This is a genomic window from Psychromonas sp. SP041 (genome assembly GCF_000470315.2).
Lineage (GTDB): Bacteria > Pseudomonadota > Gammaproteobacteria > Enterobacterales > Psychromonadaceae > Psychromonas.
The window spans coordinates 25,677-43,042 of the sequence record NZ_CBRF02000025.1; the positions used below are offsets into that span (position 1 = coordinate 25,677).

Consider the following 17,366-nt stretch of genomic DNA (forward strand, 5'->3'; position numbering starts at 1 on the left):
TACTTAGGTTACTTAGGTTACTTAGGTTACTTAGGTTACTTAGGTTACTTAGGTTACTTAGGTTACTTAGGTTACTTAGGTTACTTAGGTTACTTAGGTTACTTAGGTTACTTAGGTTACTTAGGTTACTTAGGTTGCTTAGGTTGCTTAGGTTGCTTAGGTTGCTTGATTATAATAAATGACTTAACCCCCAAGCACCTAAAATTAAAATAGTTAAGGCAATCATTACTTTGTTTTTATGTTTACTAATAATACGTTCTGCCTGATTACCCGCATAATAGACAACAACCGCTAACCCAAAGTAACGTATAGAACGGGCAATAGCTGAAGCAATTAAAAACAGGGTAATTGAGTACTTTGTTGCTCCAGCAGCTAACATTGCTATTTGGAATGGAATAGGCACGATCCCTAACGTCATCACAAACCAAAAACCTTGTTCTTGCATTTGTTGTCTCACATTTTCAAATTGTTCTGGGCTTGAAAATGTATTGATGACCCAATCGCCAACCACATCAAATAAATAATAACCCAAAGCATAACCGAATAATGCACCGACAATACAACCTAACGTAGCCATTAACGCAATAGCCCAAAGTTTTTCACGACGAGCCTGCATTAACGGCACCAATACAGCTTCTAAGGGAATGGGTACTATGGTTGATTCCAAAAATGAAGCAATCGTAATACCGCTGAGCATATGTTTAGAATCGATAAAACGTCGTGTTTTTTGCTTAATGTTGTTTTGGATAGACATAAGATTCCTTTTTTGCAATAAGGTAATTGCTTTCACATAAACGTTGAAAATAGAGTGATGACAAAAAAATAAAGTGAGGGTACAGATAAAATGAAGATAGTTTCTATTTTTTCATTACTCATTAACCGTTTATTCATTACCTTTAAATGACTTAACTTATTTATTACTTTTTCAGGTGCTTAATTAATTTTTTAATGAGCTGCACTTTTTGAAAAAACGTTCATGATAACGACACCTGTTATAATCAAAAACATACCAATGATCGCCGCGGTATCAGGAAATTCTTTATAGACGACAGCACTAATTGAAGCGACCAATACAATCCCCATACCAGCCCAAATTGCATAAGCAATACCAATAGGCACCGTCTTAAAGACTAATGATAAAAGATAGAATGCAACAACATAACTCACGATACAAACAGAGCTATAAAACCAATTGGTAAATTCATCAGACGCTTTAAGCGCTAATGTGCCAATGACTTCAGATACTATTGCAATTGCTAAAAACCAATACCCCATCACCTACTCCAACTATACTAAAAAGAATAAATATACTAAAAAGAATAAAACGTAATTTAATTATTGATAACGCCATCTATATTAACCAGTAATAAAACTGAAATAGCCATTAGCACTAACTAGAACAAAAATCATAATCGTTAATATAGAATTTATATCAATAGGTTAACCTATAAATAACAAAATAAAACTAAATCTTATCTTCAATATTATTTGCTAATAAGCTTTTATAGTATGTGATTTTTTGTTGTAACTTTTTAAGGTGAAATTGCTCTTCTTCAATTTTAGCCTCTAAGGTTAAAGCGTGCTGCTCTAACATTTTCATTCTACAGTCAGAAGTGATGTTTCCTTGCTCTCTTAAATCAGCATAATGCGCAATATGTTCAAGCGACATCCCTGTTTCTTTAAGTCGTTTGATAAACTCAATCCAAAGCACTTCTTTTTCAGTAAACCATCGATGCCCGCTGCTATTTCTAGCAATATTTTTTAACAATCCAATTTTTTCATAATATCGGAGAGTATGAGCAGACACTTTGGTTACCTGAGAAAATTTTTTAATATTCAATATTGTCTCTGCTTATTTTTTTATACATAATTAAAACCTCATATAAAACTAACTCATTGTTTTTAAGATTCAATATTTATCATTTTAAAAAAGTAAACCAAACCCTGAATTGATACGTATAAATAGGTACAAAACAAAAAAGGAGTTCATTATGTTTTCAATTTTTAAAAAAGATCCAACTAAAAAACTCAAGAAGCAATTATCTATTAAACTAGAACAAGCAATGAATGCACAAAGAAATGGAGATATAAGAAAATTTTCACAATTAAGTTTTGAAGCACAGGAAATTGATAAACAAATTGAAGTCATAGAAGCTGAAGAAAAAAACTAATTTAATGATTTTAAAACAATTTTTTTAACTTCTTTTCTTATTAACTTCTTTTCTTCTATTGTTAAGTGAGTGACAAACTGGTTGGCACTCAATTGTTTACCGAATGGATAACCGAATAACTTCATAATCAACAATATATGATAACTAAAAATTAATTAAGAGTATGTCTTTTCCAATTATTTCTTAGATTCATCTTTAGGCATTCCATACTTATCTTGCATCTGCCTTGGAATTTTTCAAGGTTATCATCTATTTAGTGTAAATCGTCATCAGTTAATTTACCCCAATTCGCCTTAAGTGCACCTGAAACCTGCTTCTACTTACCTTTCATAATATCGTGATTCATCAAAGCGACTCCTTCATTCATTAAAATGAAGTAGTAAAAATAAAGTATATTTATTGCGATAAGTACGTTCAATATAAACTTATCAAGTTCTATGCCAAAAAATAAACAATTGATTTTAAAAGGAAAATATGAGAAGGCTTACTATGTAACTATTACATAGCATTTTGTCAGGTTTTCAATATCAATAAAATGAATATCCCCATTACTCTGCATTACTAAGGGAGAAGAAAAGCCCAACAAAAAATAAGTTGCAGGTTTAATACGGCCCTGCTACTTTTTTCCTACATAAACTAACTCACTTAATAAAGGGAAGTGGTCTGAGTCGATCGATGGCATTCTGTGTATCGCACCTAATTCAAAATGATCACTATGAAAGATATGATCTAAAGGCCAGCGTAAAAATGGATAGCTAGCATGAAAAGTATTAAACATTCCTCTTCCCATTCTAGGATCTTTTAATCCACTAATACGCCTAAAAGCACGAGTCGTGGGAGACCAAGCTACATCATTTAAATCGCCAGTCACTATAATAGGTTCCGTTTGTCCTGCAACTTGCTTTGCGATTACTAACAACTCCTTATCTCTTGGCGTTGACGTTGCATTCTCTGTTGGACTTGGTGGTGCGGGGTGTAAAAAATGACATTTAACTTTAATGTTATCTTTTAACATTAAATAGCAGTGTATTGATGGGATACCTTCCTCAATAAGCTCTAGCAACTGTACATCTTCTAATACAAATTTACTGTAAAGGTGCATACCATATAAATTATCTAACGGCTGATTAACTCGATGTGGATAATCATGATGAATCGGTTCTAACGCTTTTTGCCACCACATATCGGTCTCTAACGTGACCAACACATCAGGTTGATGTAAATTCACCAAGTCAATTAGCTTGTCAGATGATCGGTTTGTCATCAGTACATTGCTGGTCATTATTTTAATTGATTGCGTATGAGTTGAAGCAGCCTTACGCACTTGAATTGGATATAGCTGTGTATAAGGAAAGATCCAAGCTATTTGGTAAGCGGACAATAGCCCATTTATAGTGATAAGAGTAATTTGCATAACAGGTGAAACAATATAAAAGCTAATAAGAGCAAGAGAAACAGTAATCACTGCAATTTGTACTCTAGGAAACTCCCAGACTCTCGACAACCAGTGGTTGGTTGGCAGTAAAGGAGCGACGGTAACGCCCAGCATAAGACTAGTAAGCAAAATAATAGAAACTTCAAACATATCAAATTCTCTCAATATTAAATAAATACACTTCTCCGATACAATCAATAATACACACAACGACGTCTCAACAATACGCTCAAAAATATGCGACTTATTTGTATGTGACACATTAAATAGAAAATTTTAGTATTCATTAAAAATAGGTATTTTCCCGTAAACTTTAATATGGCGTTAGAGGTTCAATAATTGTTTAAAAGCTAATGATTGGCAACAAAGACTAATTAATCATGTAGTTAGCTGTACAGGGTACGGTAAAAATATAATTAGCGGTTAAAAATATGGCGGTTTTTTTTACACCTACTTAGAGGTAAACCAATCAAAAAAACATAAATTCCTTATAAAACATACAGTTACAAGAAATGGTCTGGAAATTGCTTTAATCGGATGCACTTTAAAGGAATTAAAAATAACAATAAAAACTAAAAAAGGGAAATCAATGAAAAAAGTATTATGCATGCTTGGCTTAATGGCACTAACGAGTACAGCACAATCTTCTATTATTTATAGTGATAGCGGACTTAGTGGTACCTTTGAAACGGAAAGTTTCGATGTTAATGATGGAAGGCTAACAGCTGCAGCATCGCAATTCTCTAACATTACTTTCGCTGCTGGAAATTATGTTGAAGAGATTAACAATGGGGTGGCTCCAAATATGTCCGGTAGTATTATTACTAACTTTAACGCTATAGATAATATTGCTAACCCAACTTCTATTAGTTATAGCTTTGACTTATCTGAACTTGCATTCTCTTATATCAGTAACATTCAAGTAACTACTTTTTCAGCTTTTTTAAATGATATTCTTATTGAAACTGTTGATATTGATACAGATGGAAGTGGTAACTATGTTAATTTTTCTGGATTCACATTCGATAAAATCACAATTAGCTTAGATAACACAGATAATAATGGTTACCTTATTGATAATATGCAGTATGTCGCTGCATCAGTACCTGCACCTGCAACGATTCTATTATTAGGCTTCGGTTTAATGGGATTAAGCTTAGCAAGAAAAAAGAAACAGCTATAATTTAAATTCTATTTATTTAATAGTATGTTCTACTCAGAATAGTTATATTTTACTATTCTGAGTCATCACTTCCTCTTATTCCTAACGTTATCTTTCTGTTATTGTTATTGTTATAGTAACCTTCACTCTATTTAATACTTTTTTGTTCACGAGCTTCTTCAATACTGCCTGCATTGTGTAGATTTTTATACCCGGCCTGTTTTAGTGCTGAAATAGCAATATCAGAGCGCCCACCTGTTTTGTCATATAGATAAAATGTTGTATTTTTATCAGGAAAAAGGTCGCGAACTTCTCTTACAATATTTGAATGTGAAATACGTAAATCACCTTCAATATTATTACATTGGTTTTCCACTAAAGTGCGTACATCGAACCACACTGTTTCAGAAAACGATAAGCAACTATTCAGTTGTTCGTCTTTTCTACCAATTCAAGTTATGCACTTATGATCTGAATCCAAGTGCAATTGACAATTAAAAATGACGAATTATTTTACACCCCGTTAGAGGTAGATTAAAAACAAAAAACAACTTATTTATAAAACATGTAGTTACGTAAAATGGTCTAAAAATTGCTTTAATCTATTGCATTTAAATGGAATAAAAATTAAAGAAGGGAAAACAATGAAAAAAATATTATGCATGCTTGGCTTAATAGCACTAACGAGTACAGTACAATCTTCTATTATCTATAACGAAAATGGACTTAGTGGGAACTTTGAAACTGAAAATTTCGATGCTAATGATGGAAATTACACATCTGCAGCTTCACAGTTTTCTAACATAACGTTCAACACAGGAAATTTTGTAAATAATGACTATAGTGGTCTGTTCCCAAATATATCGAACAGTGCCATTAGTAATTTTGATGAAAGCCTAGTAATTACTAACCCTACTTCTATAAATTATAGTTTTGAATTATCAGCACTTGCATTTGCTTTTGTTAGTAACGTTCAATCAACTACCTTTTCAGCTTATTTAAATGATGCTCTTGTTGAAAGTGTTGTGATTGAAACCGACTTAAGTGGTAACTATGTTAACTTTTCAGGGTTCACATTTGATGAAATTACAATTAACCTAGATAGTATCGATAACAACGCTTACCTTATTGATAATATGCAGTATGTTGCTGCATCAGTACCTGCACCTGCAACGATTCTATTATTAGGCTTCGGTTTAATGGGATTAAGCTTAGCAAGAAAAAAGAAACAGCTATAATTTAAACTCTATTTATTTAATAGTATGTTCTACTCAGAATAGTGAACTTTCACTATTCTGAGTCATCACTTTCTCTTATTGTTATTGTTGTAGTAACCTTTTCTCTATTTAATACCTCTTTGTTCACGAGCTTCTTCAATACTGCCTGCATTGTGTAGATTTTTATACCCGGCCTGTTTTAGTGCTGAAATAGCAATATCAGATCGCCCACCTGTTTTGTCATATAGATAAAATGTTGTATTTTTATCAGGAAAAAGGGCGCGCACTTCTCTTACAATATTTGAATGTGAAATACGTAAATCACCTTCAATATTATTACGTTGGTTTTCCACTAAAGTGCGTACATCGATCCACACTGTTTCAGAAAAAGAGAAAGAACTAAACAGCGCTGTTATCACAAATAAAGCGGACAAATTAAACGTTTTAATTTTCATTATTTAACTCCTTCTGTCTCTAGAATAGATAACTTAAATAGTTAATTTAAATGAGCAGATTTTTAATAAATTGATGTTACTCTTGAATTTCAAACGCAACACAACCTCACCGATAAGACAGTTTATAGATGACAGTATTACGCTTGTTTATTAGTGTTTTCTCTACACTCTTGCATAGTATAAACAGCTGATTCAACTCGCTCGATATAACTGTAATCTGCAATAGGCGATAAACCTAAGATAGCACGGCGCAGCATATCGAATGCAATAGCAACCGTTAAGTCGCGTATATGGTTTCTATTACGTTTAGCGGAAAACTTAATCTTTTGGCAAATAATCTGTTCGCCTGTTTTCACACCAATAACTACAATGCCTACTGGGTTTTCAACAGTGCCTCCATTAGGACCAGCAATACCGCTAGTTGCTATAGAGAAATCTGACACTTCAGCTTTTAAATTAACACAAGCCGCACCTGCTGCCATTTGCCCAACACAAGCTAGTGATACTTCAGATTGATCTGAGATAGTTTGCTCGTTGACATTTAATAATGCGACTTTTGACTCATTACAATAGGTAACAAGGGCATGTTTTAGGTAATGAGAGCTACCTGAAAACGCGACTAATTGGCTACAAATTTCACCGCCGGTTAATGACTCTGCAATGGTCAATGTTTTTTCTTTTTGTATTAAAAGTTCGTGCACTTCAGCAGCTAACGTTCCTTTATTTCGAGCGACAATACCATCGCCTAATAACGTAGTTGCCTGTAATATGGCTTTATCTTGTTCTTCTTGACTCACATCACGCGCAATTAACTTTAATTCTAGGTAAGGCATATATGAACGGTAACCTAAGGTGATCCCTTCTGGCCAAGTTAATGTTTCTAAACGCTCTGCCATGTCTGATTCACCAATTCCTAAACTCAACAATTTGGTGACTTCTACTTTAGTCTGTAAATTAGTTTGTGATTTTACAAAAGGAATAAATTGCTCTATTACCATTTTTTTATATTCATGGGGCACTCCCGGCGTAAAAAAGAACCAACTGCGATTTAGTTTAACTCTAAAGCCACAGGCCGTTCCGACAGGGTTATCAACCACAATTGCCCCTTTTGGCAACAAAGCTTGTTTTAAATTCTTTGGGTTTAATTCAACATTGCGTTCTTTAGCCCACAATTCGAGCGTCTCACGCCAAGCTAAGTTTTCTTCTAATTCAACGCCCATGGCATCCGCCATTGCTTGCGCTGACAGGTCATCCGCTGTTGGCCCTAACCCACCATTTACTAAAACAATATCAGCAAAAGCACTGCGCTCTTGAAAGACTTCAATCAAATCAGCTAATCGGTCACCGACTGTCGTTCGACGATGCATTTCAAAGCCATTGTCCATCAATTGGTTGCCTAACCATGCTGCATTAGTATCGACAATTTGTCCCGCAAGTACTTCTTCGCCTGTGCATATCATTTCTAGTTTCATTAACAACGTCTCATTATTAGATGCTTGATGTTCAATAATTGACTTATGTATAAAGTTACCCGTTAAATTACTAAGTCATTACTGGAAGGATTGGAATAATAGTTAAATCTAGTGGGTTTAATTAAAGCCTACATATCACTTATTTACTTTAACATGCTCTATTCAAAAGAATAACTAAGGAGTTAATAAAGTTAATCGTTTTACTTAGTTAGGAGCCTTATTTTTCTAGTATTAACACTTTTCTATAAATAATTTTCTATTAAAAGCGATGATTTAGTAAAGGCTAATTACGTTTTAAAATAAAACTTAATGAATATATTGTTGTTTAGGTTGTTAGATTTATGCTTAAGTAATCCATTAACCTATCCACTCACTTATCCATTTATCAACATTAAAAGTTTGCAAGGTACATTATGGTGCCAAATTGCTGTAGCATGACTTTAATATCAAATAATACTTAGTTTTCACCTAGAAAAAGTCAACAATAAAAAGCATGGTTAATATGAAGAATGAGTTACTCCCTGACATTGTGTCTTTTTTACAAACTATCCCCTCTTTTAATAAACTATCTTCCGATACACTTAAAGAAATAGCAGACTCTGTTAACATTATTCAACTTAATGCGGGCAAAATTTTAAATCACAACCCTGACATTTCGTACCTTTATATTATTCGTAATGGCATTATCGAACAAAATAATCCAGATGGTAGTTTGCGCTCTAAACTTGGCAATGATGATATTTTTGGCTTTAACCAACAACCGGGAGACGGTACACAACATTACTCAATTAATGCGGTTGAAGATACGTTACTTTATCAATTTAACTACGATTCGTTAGTTAAATTAATCAATAACTACCCGCATATATTAAGCCAACTTGATTTAAGTTTACGCACTCGCTTGAAAGCAAGTGCCACAGAAGCTGATGAATCTCGACATTCTTTTCATCAATATATGCGTCCATGTAGCGATGTAATGAGTGCTAAATTGGCACTCGTTTCAGTCAATGACACCATTCAAAGTGTTGCACATCAAATGCGTAACATAACCGGTATCTCTTGTGCATTTATTGTCGCGGAAGATAAAACATTAATAGGGCTAGTAACCGATAAAGATATTACTCAACGTGTTGTTGCAGAAGCATTGGATGTACAACAATCTATCGGCTCAGTGATGACTGAAAACCCACATACCATTTATGCGAATGAACTGGTAATGGAAGCCGTACAATTAATGACAAAATACAATATTCAAAACATACCTGTTATTAACAAAAAACAACATGTTATTGGTTATATTACACCGAAAGATTTAATACAAAACAGCGGTGTTCAAAGTATTTATTTAGTCAATAAAATTCGTCATGCAAGTTCATTACAGCAACTTATTTCATTGTCTGAACAGCGTAATGCAGCCTTTAAAGAAATAATGGAAAGCACCTCTTCTCCAAGTCTAGTGGCACAGATCTTAACAACTATTTATGATGCTTTTAATTGCCGGTTAATTGAACTTGCTATTGAGAATTTTGGCAAGCCACCTTGTGCATTTTCTTGGGTTGTTGCAGGTTCTCATGCACGAAATGAAGTGCATTTAGCATCAGATCAAGACAATGCGTTAATACTTGATAAAAGTGCAACCAAGTCCGATCGTATTTACTTTAATCATGTTGCTATGACCGTTTGTAAAGGTCTGTCTAAACTTGGATATACTCTGTGTAAAGGACGCTTTATGGCAGCCACACCAAAGTGGTGCCAAAACATCGAAGTGTGGAAAGCGTATTATGAAACATGGAGTAAAAAACCTGAATATGAATCATTACTAAACCTCAATGTCTTTATTGAAACTCGTCATATATACGGTGATAAATCATTATTTAGAGAGTTAGATACTCATCGTCATCAACAGATCACTCATAATTTCCCATTGACCATTGCATTGGTTAGAAATGCACTAAGAACTCGCCCACCACTTGGTATCTTTCAAAGTCTAGTGTTGGAAAAAGACGGTAACAATAACAATGTACTTAATATCAAAAAGGCAGCGATCGGCTGTATTGTCGATATTGCGCGAATTTATAGCATAATCAATGAATGTAGAGATATTAATACTAGCGATCGAATTAAGTGGTTATATCAAGCTAAAATATTAAACAAAGCAACGTACCAAGATTTAATTGGTACGTATCAATACGTCAATCACCTAAGGTATCAACACCAACAACAGGCAATAGAAAGTAACTTGAAAATAGATAATCTATTAAAGCCTAATCTATTTGGTAGCTTTGAACGTCAGCACTTAAAAGATTCATTTCGTATCATTTCGAACTTTCAAAATATACTTAAAATGAAATATCTAAAATAATGTCATTTAACCTTTATGATTACTCATAGAAAAGGTTCATATTGATTAACAATACACTTATAGCTTATTTTCAATATTGTTCTATCTACTTGTAAATTAATTGAAAAACTTCATTCTTAGACGTGATTTATTCTTTTCCTCTACTTTGATACAAAAAAGAAGGTAAATGGAGAAATGCTTAAATAATTATATTAAGAGGGCTTATTTATTAACTCCCCCTTAACCCCTGACCTATTATGATTAAATTATCGACATCTATGATGTTCAATTTTTAATTTAAGGTCGCTCTATGTTTTTTGTTAATGCATTAAAATATTCTTTACCTCTTTTGTTTACACTGAGTATATTAGGTTGTGGAAATCAAACAAATTCTGATAAAAAGGTGGAAAGCATTATTCATGTTGATGTCTCACCTTTAACCTATTCAACATTACGCTTAAGCACTGAATTACCAGGCCGCATTACTGCGTTCAAGGAAGCTGAGGTACGACCACAAATAACAGGAATTGTAAAAAGCCGCTTATACCAAGAAGGTAGCGATGTAGAAGCAGGACAAGTACTTTTCCAAATTGATGACACAAGTTATCAGTCAACGGTGAACAGCGAAGATGCACAATTAAAAAAAGCATTAACAAGCGAAAAAAATGCTAAAAAGGAAATGCTTCGTTACGCACAATTAGTCAAGAAAAAGCTAAGCAGTCAACAAGTTTATGACGAAGCAGAGTCAACTTACCTACAAGCTAAAGCTGAAGTTGCGATACGTCAAGCAGCATTAGATTACGCGAACATTGAATTATCTTATACTAAAATTAAAGCGCCTATCTCTGGTAAAGCAGGCTTCTCTCTGGTATCTGAAGGTTCATTATTAACATCAAGCCAATCTGATTACATCACCACGATTATTCAAACAGACAATGTTTATATTGATATGCAGCAGTCCGCTATTGCTTTTTATAAGATACAACAAGAATTTAAAAACGCGACTGATGAAAGCCCTGTTGTCCCAGTTACCATCACATTAGGAGATGGAACAATTTATAATCAAATAGGCCAATTAGAATTTACCGATACACAAACTAATGGCTCTACTGGCACCTTAGCATTACGGGCGATTATTCCAAATCCAGACAATTCGTTACTAGCAGGTATGTATGTTAGAGCCCATATTTCAATGCCTGAAGCCCGTGACTATATTGTTATATCACAATCAATCGTAGTAAGAAGTCAATCGGGGCAACCTTCCGTATTTGTTGTTGACGATAATAATAAAGTTGTTAAAAAGTCGATCACATTAGGTAATGAAGTCGGTAATAAATGGGTCGTTAAAGAAGGATTAACGGTGGGTGACAAAGTCGTCATTAATAACTTGAGTAAAATTAAAAATGGGTTAACAGTCATTGTTGATAATGCAACGGAAAACGCTGCTCAAACGTCTCCTAAAATGGATGTTAAAAATAAACATTCAACAATAAAATCTGACACTAACTCAACAGATCTGGATTAATTATATGTCTAACTTTTTTATTCACAGACCCATTTTTGCTTGGGCTTTAACCATTGTTATTATGATGGCAGGTATTGCTTCAATTTTAACACTGCCAATAGCGCAGTACCCGACCATTGCACCACCAGCAATAACGATTAAAGCAACGTATACAGGTGCATCAGCGAAAACAATTGAAGATAGTGTTACGCAAGTTATTGAGCAAAGTATGACGGGGCTAGATAACTTATTGTACATGTCTTCAACCAGTGCCTCTTCAGGTAGTGCGCAAATAACACTTACCTTTAGCGCAGATACAGACCCTGATACAGCACAAGTACAAGTACAAAATAATTTGCAACAAGCCAGCAGCCGTTTACCAACTGCCGTGCAAAATGCAGGCACGTCGGTCACTAAAAGTACGTCTGGTTTTATGTCTGTGACTAATATTTATTCACCTGATGGCAGTATGAGTGCCGGTGACATCCAAGATTATGCTAACTCTAGTATCAAAGATATTATAAGCCGTGTTAACGGTGTTGGTAGCGTGACTATCTTCGGCCCTTCTTATGCAATGCGGATCTGGTTAGATCCCGCTAAATTAAATAGTTACAACTTAACACCAGTGGATATCTCTAGTGCAGTATCAGCACAAAACAGCCAAGTGACTGTTGGGCAATTAGGAGGAACACCAGCAACCGAATCACAATTAATTAATGCAACCATCACAGCACAAAGCCTATTGACGACAGTCGATGAATTTAAAGAGATTTTACTTAAAGTAAACTCTGATGGATCTCAAGTTCGACTACAAGATGTAGCCCGCGTAGAGCTAGCAAGTGAAAGTGCTAGTGTCATTCCTATTTTTAATGGTTATGAAACCTCTGGGATTGCAATTACCCTAGCATCAGGCGCTAATTCACTTGATACACAAGCAGGTGTAGATGCAAAACTAGCACAATTATCAGAGTCATTTCCAGCAGGTTTAGCAATGGCAAAGTCAGTCGATAACAATGACTTTATTCGATTATCTATTAGTGAAGTAGTCAAAACGTTAATTGAGGCAATTGTTTTAGTTTTCTTAGTGATGTTATTGTTTTTACAAAATTTACGCGCAACATTAATACCCACCATTGCCGTACCTGTCGTGTTACTGGGTACTTTTGGCATCATGTCCGTGTTAGGTTTTTCTATTAATACCTTAACCATGTTTGGATTAGTATTAGCTATCGGCTTATTGGTTGATGACGCGATTGTGGTAGTAGAAAATGTCGAACGAATCATGCATGAAGAAAAGCTTTCTCCATTAGAAGCCACAAAAAAATCCATGGGGCAAATCACCAGTGCATTGGTGGGTATTACCATGGTATTAATGGTGGTGTTTATTCCAATGGCCTTTATGTCAGGTTCAACAGGTGTTATCTATAAACAATTTTCGTTGACCATCGTTTCTGCAATGGGATTGTCAGTATTAGTCGCTTTAGTACTCACGCCAGTGCTTTGTGCAACTTTACTAAAACCTGTTGACAAAGAAAAAAGCTTTAAAGTATTCAAAGTATTTAATCGACTGTTTGACAAGCTAATAGGAAAATATCACGGGTCTATTAAGCATTTTTTATTACGTCCAATCCGTTTTTCATTAATTTATGTCTTATTATTTGGCGGTACTGTTTATCTCTATAGCGTATTACCAAGTTCATTTTTACCTAATGAAGACCAAGGTTCATTTATGGTCATGGTGCAATTACCAACAGGCTCAACACTAAGAGAAACAAATGAAGTAATGACTGATGTGAAAAATTACTTTGATGAAAATGAACCAGATCTTGTTAACTCTGTTTTTAATGTGTCAGGTTTCAATTTTTCAGGCTCAGGCCAAAATGCAGGTATGGCTTTCATTGGTTTAAAAGATTGGGGTGAGAGAACAACATCAGGAACAGATGTTGACTCCATTATTGCACGAAGCATGGCTTATTTTTCTCGCTATAAAAAGGCATCTATATTTGCTTTTAGTAGTCCGCCGATTAGAGAGTTAGGGCAAGCAACTGGTTTTGATTTTTATCTTCAAGATGTGGGTAGTATTGGCCATGAAAAACTAATCGAAGTACGTAATCAATTACTAGAAAAAGTAGCACAAAGCCCAATAATACAAAATGCCAGAGCAAATGGTTTAGAAGATAATGCACAATTTTTTCTTGATATAGATTATGAAAAAGCCAAAGTATTAGGGCTTGATATCGATGATATCAATGATTCATTATCAATCGCTTGGGGCTCTTCTTATGTTAATGACTTTATAGACCGAGGGCGCTCTAAAAAGGTATATATCCAAGCAGATGCCGAATACCGTATGACGCCTGAAGACATGAACCTTTGGTTTATTCGTAATAATCAAGATGAAATGGTGCCTTTATCGGCTTTCAGTTCATCGCATTGGGGGACAGGTTCTCCGCAGTTAATACGTTTTAATGGTAATTCAGCCGTAGAAATATTAGGTGAAGCGGCTTCCGGGTACAGTACTGGTGATGCAATGGCTGAAGTCGATAAAATCGCTGCTGAGTTGTCTAGTGATGTACAAGTGAGTTGGTCTGGTATGTCATATCAGGAGCTTGAAGCAGGTAACCAAGCGCCTATTTTATACGGTATCTCAATCTTAATGGTATTCCTATGTTTAGCGGCGCTTTATGAAAGTTGGAGTATCCCTATCGCGATCATTCTAGTGGTGCCATTAGGAATATTAGGTGCATTAGCGGCAATTATGGTCAGAGGACTTGAAAATGATGTGTATTTCCAAGTTGGTGTACTCACGACCATTGGATTAACCGCTAAGAATGCAATTTTAATTGTAGAATTTGCAAAAGAATTATATGAGAAAGGAACTAATTTAATTGATGCCACAATACAAGCCTGTGAGATGCGTTTACGTCCGATCATTATGACGTCACTTGCATTTGGCTTAGGGGTATTACCGTTAGTAATAAGCACTGGTGCTGGTGCAAATGCACGTAATGCTATTGGTACATCTGTATTAGGGGGGATGATAGCGGCAACTTGCCTCGTTATCTATTTTGCTCCTTTATTCTTTGTGCTTATCGTGAAATTATTTACGCCTAAGGAAGAAGTAACAGAAGTCATTGAACAACATGTAAATAAGTATTAATTATATATACCCGTGATCATTCAAGATGCAAAATTCAGCAAAGGTGAAGTGAGCAGATGCTAGGCAGAAAGAGGAAGATCTAACGAGTTAAATCGACACATTCTAACAACGAAGGTGTTTATTTCGCCTCTTACTCTATGGGGCGTCACCTTGAACGGTAACGGGTATACATAAAAAAGACGGCAATATTAGTGCTAAATTTTACTGATAAAAATTGCGGTTAAATGTTACGGCTAAAAAATCGCTATTTAGCTTCATAAGCCATCGACTTAACGGCCTCTTCGACACTTAAAAAATAAATCTTTGTTAAACAAACTTGTGCTTTGCTAAACTCATGCAAACGTATTAGATCTGTCACTTTTTCGGTCGAAAGACATTGTTCTGATTGATATAAATTTAGATTAGGCTCAATTAAGTAACATTGCCCTGTAGAGTCAATAATGTAATCATCATCAGTGAAAATAAGCTCTTTACATTCAGTCATAAAATCATGATTTTCAGCTAAATAAATAAGCTCATCATCCCCTTCTAGCGTTAATAAACAAGGCCAAACAACCATCAATACTCCTCAGTAAATACTTTTTAATTTTAGCGTCGAGGGCTTTAAAGTAAATAAATAACTTCAATGTTAAAATAAGCAAATTGATACAGAACCGACATTAATTTAAAGGAGTATTACATACTAAGAGGACTCGATTCTTTTTAATTCATGAACAATACCGATTACATTAAATATGTTATATAAATTTTGCGCTGAAAAAATAGTTCAATTCAGGCGTAATACCAAAAGAATTAATAAGGTGATCATTCTTGCTGGTTAAAATCACCCCTAACTGCGTTGTGAGTTTTGAAGTGAGAACAACTATCTCCTACAACTCACGCCTTATTAGTGTTGATTTTTCCTGCGCAATCTCTGATCACTTATTTAATTCCATTGGTATAAATTGAGCCTTTCGAAGATTAACCAAAAGAGGTTAATTCTTTAATGGCTGTTTTAACAAATAAAATAGATAAGCTATTTATTGTGATTGGTATAATCATAACAATATATACTCGTTATCATTTAAGCTGCAAAATTCAGCAAACGGAGAAGTGAAAAAATGCTAGGCAAAAAGAGGAAGATCTAACGGGTTAAGTCAACACTTTCTAACAACGAAGGTGCTCACTTCGCAGCTTGCCTTCTGGATCGTTAGCTTGAAAACCAACTCTGCGTTGCTACCTTCGATAAGGACTAGAGATTGTCATCATGTTGCACTTGATTTGAAGTCCAAGTTAACGACTGAGCAAAGCACCTTGAGCGGTAACGGGTATATGTCTAACACCCTATTAAATATTGTTTTTTAGCTGGAAAAAGGTTAAATCGGCCTAATACCAACTACATAAAAAACAAAAAATCTAAAGTAACGCTTCTAAATCTTCAATAGTCTCATTTAACTTTTCATTAAGATGTTTTAACTGCTGTTCATCCAACGACGTGATGATTTGATACAGCGTATTTATCCGTACTCTTTGATTATGATCTAATATGTTTGAATATTTAACTGAACGTAACGAGTTTGATTCTAGGATTGATTGTTTTAATGCAAGTTCAAAGTCTTTCTTTTTCTTATCTGTATCACCTAGGCTTCGAGCGCGTATGACATAAGCCCCTCTTATAGCGTCTGCCCATTGGCGGCGAAATTGAATACGCTCTTGAAAACTAGATAATAATTGATTATTCCCCTCTTCAAGCAGTTTTTTTTGTTGTGTATTTAATTTCCCTACAAATGACGTTACTTGTTCTTCAAACTTTTCAAACCTCTTTTCAGAACGTTTTTCTTTACTTTCTTCCTCGATCTTTTCAATTTTAATAATATTCTGTTGTTCAAATTCAGCTAAAAAACTACCTGCTTGTTTGTCAGATAAAGAATAAGCTAACTTAACAATATCTGGTTCAGCCTTAACTAAAGCCACCTCTAAAAAGCGTTTGACAGATTTAAAATAGTTTTCAATATTCGGTTGTGTAATGCCTTTATTAAGGTCAATTTGAATTGTCTTAATTTGAGTAATATAATTTTTTAACTCTGTCTTTCGGTGCCAGAACAACAGAGTCTCTAATTTTTTATCAAACTCATTTTCCTGAGTGTCGGTTAATTTTACATAGTCATCTATATACCAAGACACTATCCAATCTAAATTATTATAAGTTAACTTTGTGCTACATGAGGTAATGCTCAACATCATAATGACTAACATAAAAACGTAAATTGAATTTTTCATTCTCAGAGGCCTCCTTCTTATGTGGCTAACTATAATGCTAATTGTGCAACTAACTATGTAATTGACTATGTAACTAACCGTGCAATTGCCTGTGAAATTAACGGTATATTCGCAATAATGATGGCTAAATAGATTGGTAGATTAGAAAGTTAAAACAACTGTATCAAGAGCTTCAATTTGAAAAATGAAT

At 34.5% G+C, this 17,366-nt stretch carries 16 protein-coding genes; 7 read left to right on the forward strand and 9 right to left on the reverse strand.

Annotation, left to right across the window (positions count from 1 at the left end; genetic code table 11):
* A partial coding sequence (locus SP041_RS21065; protein WP_205961202.1) for a hypothetical protein occupies window positions 1-213 on the forward strand: 213 nt, incomplete at its 5' end.
* Here SP041_RS21065 and SP041_RS13920 read toward each other — a convergent pair.
* From SP041_RS13920 to SP041_RS13930, 3 genes are all read right to left on the reverse strand, one after another.
* Window positions 170-754, reverse strand: a complete 585-nt coding sequence (locus SP041_RS13920; RefSeq protein WP_025562393.1) for a VTT domain-containing protein — start codon at window positions 752-754, stop codon at window positions 170-172. The two genes, SP041_RS21065 and SP041_RS13920, sit on opposite strands and share 44 nt — an antisense overlap.
* 191 nt (window positions 755-945) lie before the next feature.
* Window positions 946-1,275 carry a multidrug efflux SMR transporter gene (locus tag SP041_RS13925; RefSeq protein WP_025562394.1) on the reverse strand — a complete coding sequence of 110 codons (330 nt, stop codon included), beginning with the start codon at window positions 1,273-1,275 and terminating at the stop codon, window positions 946-948.
* A 190-nt stretch (window positions 1,276-1,465) separates the two neighbouring features.
* A complete protein-coding gene (locus tag SP041_RS13930) occupies window positions 1,466-1,840 on the reverse strand; it encodes a MerR family transcriptional regulator (RefSeq protein ID WP_025562395.1) in 375 nt (124 codons plus the stop codon).
* Window positions 1,841-1,991: 151 nt separating this feature from the next.
* Here SP041_RS13930 and SP041_RS13935 point away from each other — a divergent pair, with 151 nt between their 5' ends.
* Window positions 1,992-2,171, forward strand: coding sequence for a DUF6435 family protein (locus SP041_RS13935; protein ID WP_025562396.1), 180 nt, complete (start codon window positions 1,992-1,994; stop codon window positions 2,169-2,171).
* A 616-nt stretch (window positions 2,172-2,787) separates the two neighbouring features.
* Here SP041_RS13935 and SP041_RS13945 read toward each other — a convergent pair.
* Window positions 2,788-3,756, reverse strand: a complete 969-nt coding sequence (locus tag SP041_RS13945) for an endonuclease/exonuclease/phosphatase family protein (protein WP_025562398.1) — start codon at window positions 3,754-3,756, stop codon at window positions 2,788-2,790.
* Between the two features lie 439 nt (window positions 3,757-4,195).
* Here SP041_RS13945 and SP041_RS13950 point away from each other — a divergent pair, with 439 nt between their 5' ends.
* Entirely contained in the window at window positions 4,196-4,789 is a 594-nt protein-coding gene (locus tag SP041_RS13950; RefSeq protein ID WP_025562399.1) for a PEP-CTERM sorting domain-containing protein, read from the forward strand.
* Window positions 4,790-4,916: 127 nt separating this feature from the next.
* Here SP041_RS13950 and SP041_RS13955 read toward each other — a convergent pair whose 3' ends face one another.
* Window positions 4,917-5,168 carry a rhodanese-like domain-containing protein gene (locus tag SP041_RS13955; RefSeq protein ID WP_025562400.1) on the reverse strand — a complete coding sequence of 84 codons (252 nt, stop codon included), beginning with the start codon at window positions 5,166-5,168 and terminating at the stop codon, window positions 4,917-4,919.
* Between the two features lie 244 nt (window positions 5,169-5,412).
* On the opposite strand from SP041_RS13955, the gene SP041_RS13960 reads away from it, so the two are divergent.
* On the forward strand, window positions 5,413-6,006 hold the full coding sequence (locus tag SP041_RS13960; protein ID WP_025562401.1) for a PEP-CTERM sorting domain-containing protein: 594 nt from the start codon (window positions 5,413-5,415) through the stop codon (window positions 6,004-6,006).
* 104 nt (window positions 6,007-6,110) lie between these two features.
* Here SP041_RS13960 and SP041_RS13965 read toward each other — a convergent pair whose 3' ends face one another.
* Together SP041_RS13965 and SP041_RS13970 are read right to left on the reverse strand one after the other, a co-directional pair.
* Window positions 6,111-6,440 carry a rhodanese-like domain-containing protein gene (locus SP041_RS13965; protein ID WP_025562402.1) on the reverse strand — a complete coding sequence of 110 codons (330 nt, stop codon included), beginning with the start codon at window positions 6,438-6,440 and terminating at the stop codon, window positions 6,111-6,113.
* 137 nt (window positions 6,441-6,577) lie between these two features.
* The gene (locus SP041_RS13970) at window positions 6,578-7,912 is read right to left on the reverse strand and encodes a CinA family nicotinamide mononucleotide deamidase-related protein (protein ID WP_025562403.1); all 1,335 of its coding nucleotides are present in this window, start codon (window positions 7,910-7,912) and stop codon (window positions 6,578-6,580) included.
* 502 nt (window positions 7,913-8,414) lie between these two features.
* Between SP041_RS13970 and SP041_RS13975 the strand changes: the two genes are divergently transcribed.
* The 3 genes from SP041_RS13975 (at window position 8,415) to SP041_RS13985 (ending at window position 14,917) form a co-directional block, all read left to right on the forward strand.
* A complete protein-coding gene (locus SP041_RS13975) occupies window positions 8,415-10,274 on the forward strand; it encodes a DUF294 nucleotidyltransferase-like domain-containing protein (RefSeq protein ID WP_025562404.1) in 1,860 nt (619 codons plus the stop codon).
* 289 nt (window positions 10,275-10,563) lie between these two features.
* On the forward strand, window positions 10,564-11,778 hold the full coding sequence (locus tag SP041_RS13980; RefSeq protein WP_025562405.1) for an efflux RND transporter periplasmic adaptor subunit: 1,215 nt from the start codon (window positions 10,564-10,566) through the stop codon (window positions 11,776-11,778).
* 4 nt (window positions 11,779-11,782) lie between these two features.
* A complete protein-coding gene (locus SP041_RS13985; protein ID WP_025562407.1) occupies window positions 11,783-14,917 on the forward strand; it encodes an efflux RND transporter permease subunit in 3,135 nt (1,044 codons plus the stop codon).
* Window positions 14,918-15,161: 244 nt separating this feature from the next.
* Here SP041_RS13985 and SP041_RS13990 read toward each other — a convergent pair whose 3' ends face one another.
* Both SP041_RS13990 and SP041_RS13995 read right to left on the reverse strand, forming a co-directional pair.
* Window positions 15,162-15,476: a DUF4144 family protein gene (locus SP041_RS13990; protein WP_025562408.1), complete on the reverse strand. Its 315-nt coding sequence runs from the start codon at window positions 15,474-15,476 to the stop codon at window positions 15,162-15,164.
* A gap of 836 nt (window positions 15,477-16,312) precedes the next feature.
* Window positions 16,313-17,176: a DUF6279 family lipoprotein gene (locus SP041_RS13995; RefSeq protein ID WP_137297886.1), complete on the reverse strand. Its 864-nt coding sequence runs from the start codon at window positions 17,174-17,176 to the stop codon at window positions 16,313-16,315.
* Window positions 17,177-17,366 lie beyond the last annotated feature (190 nt).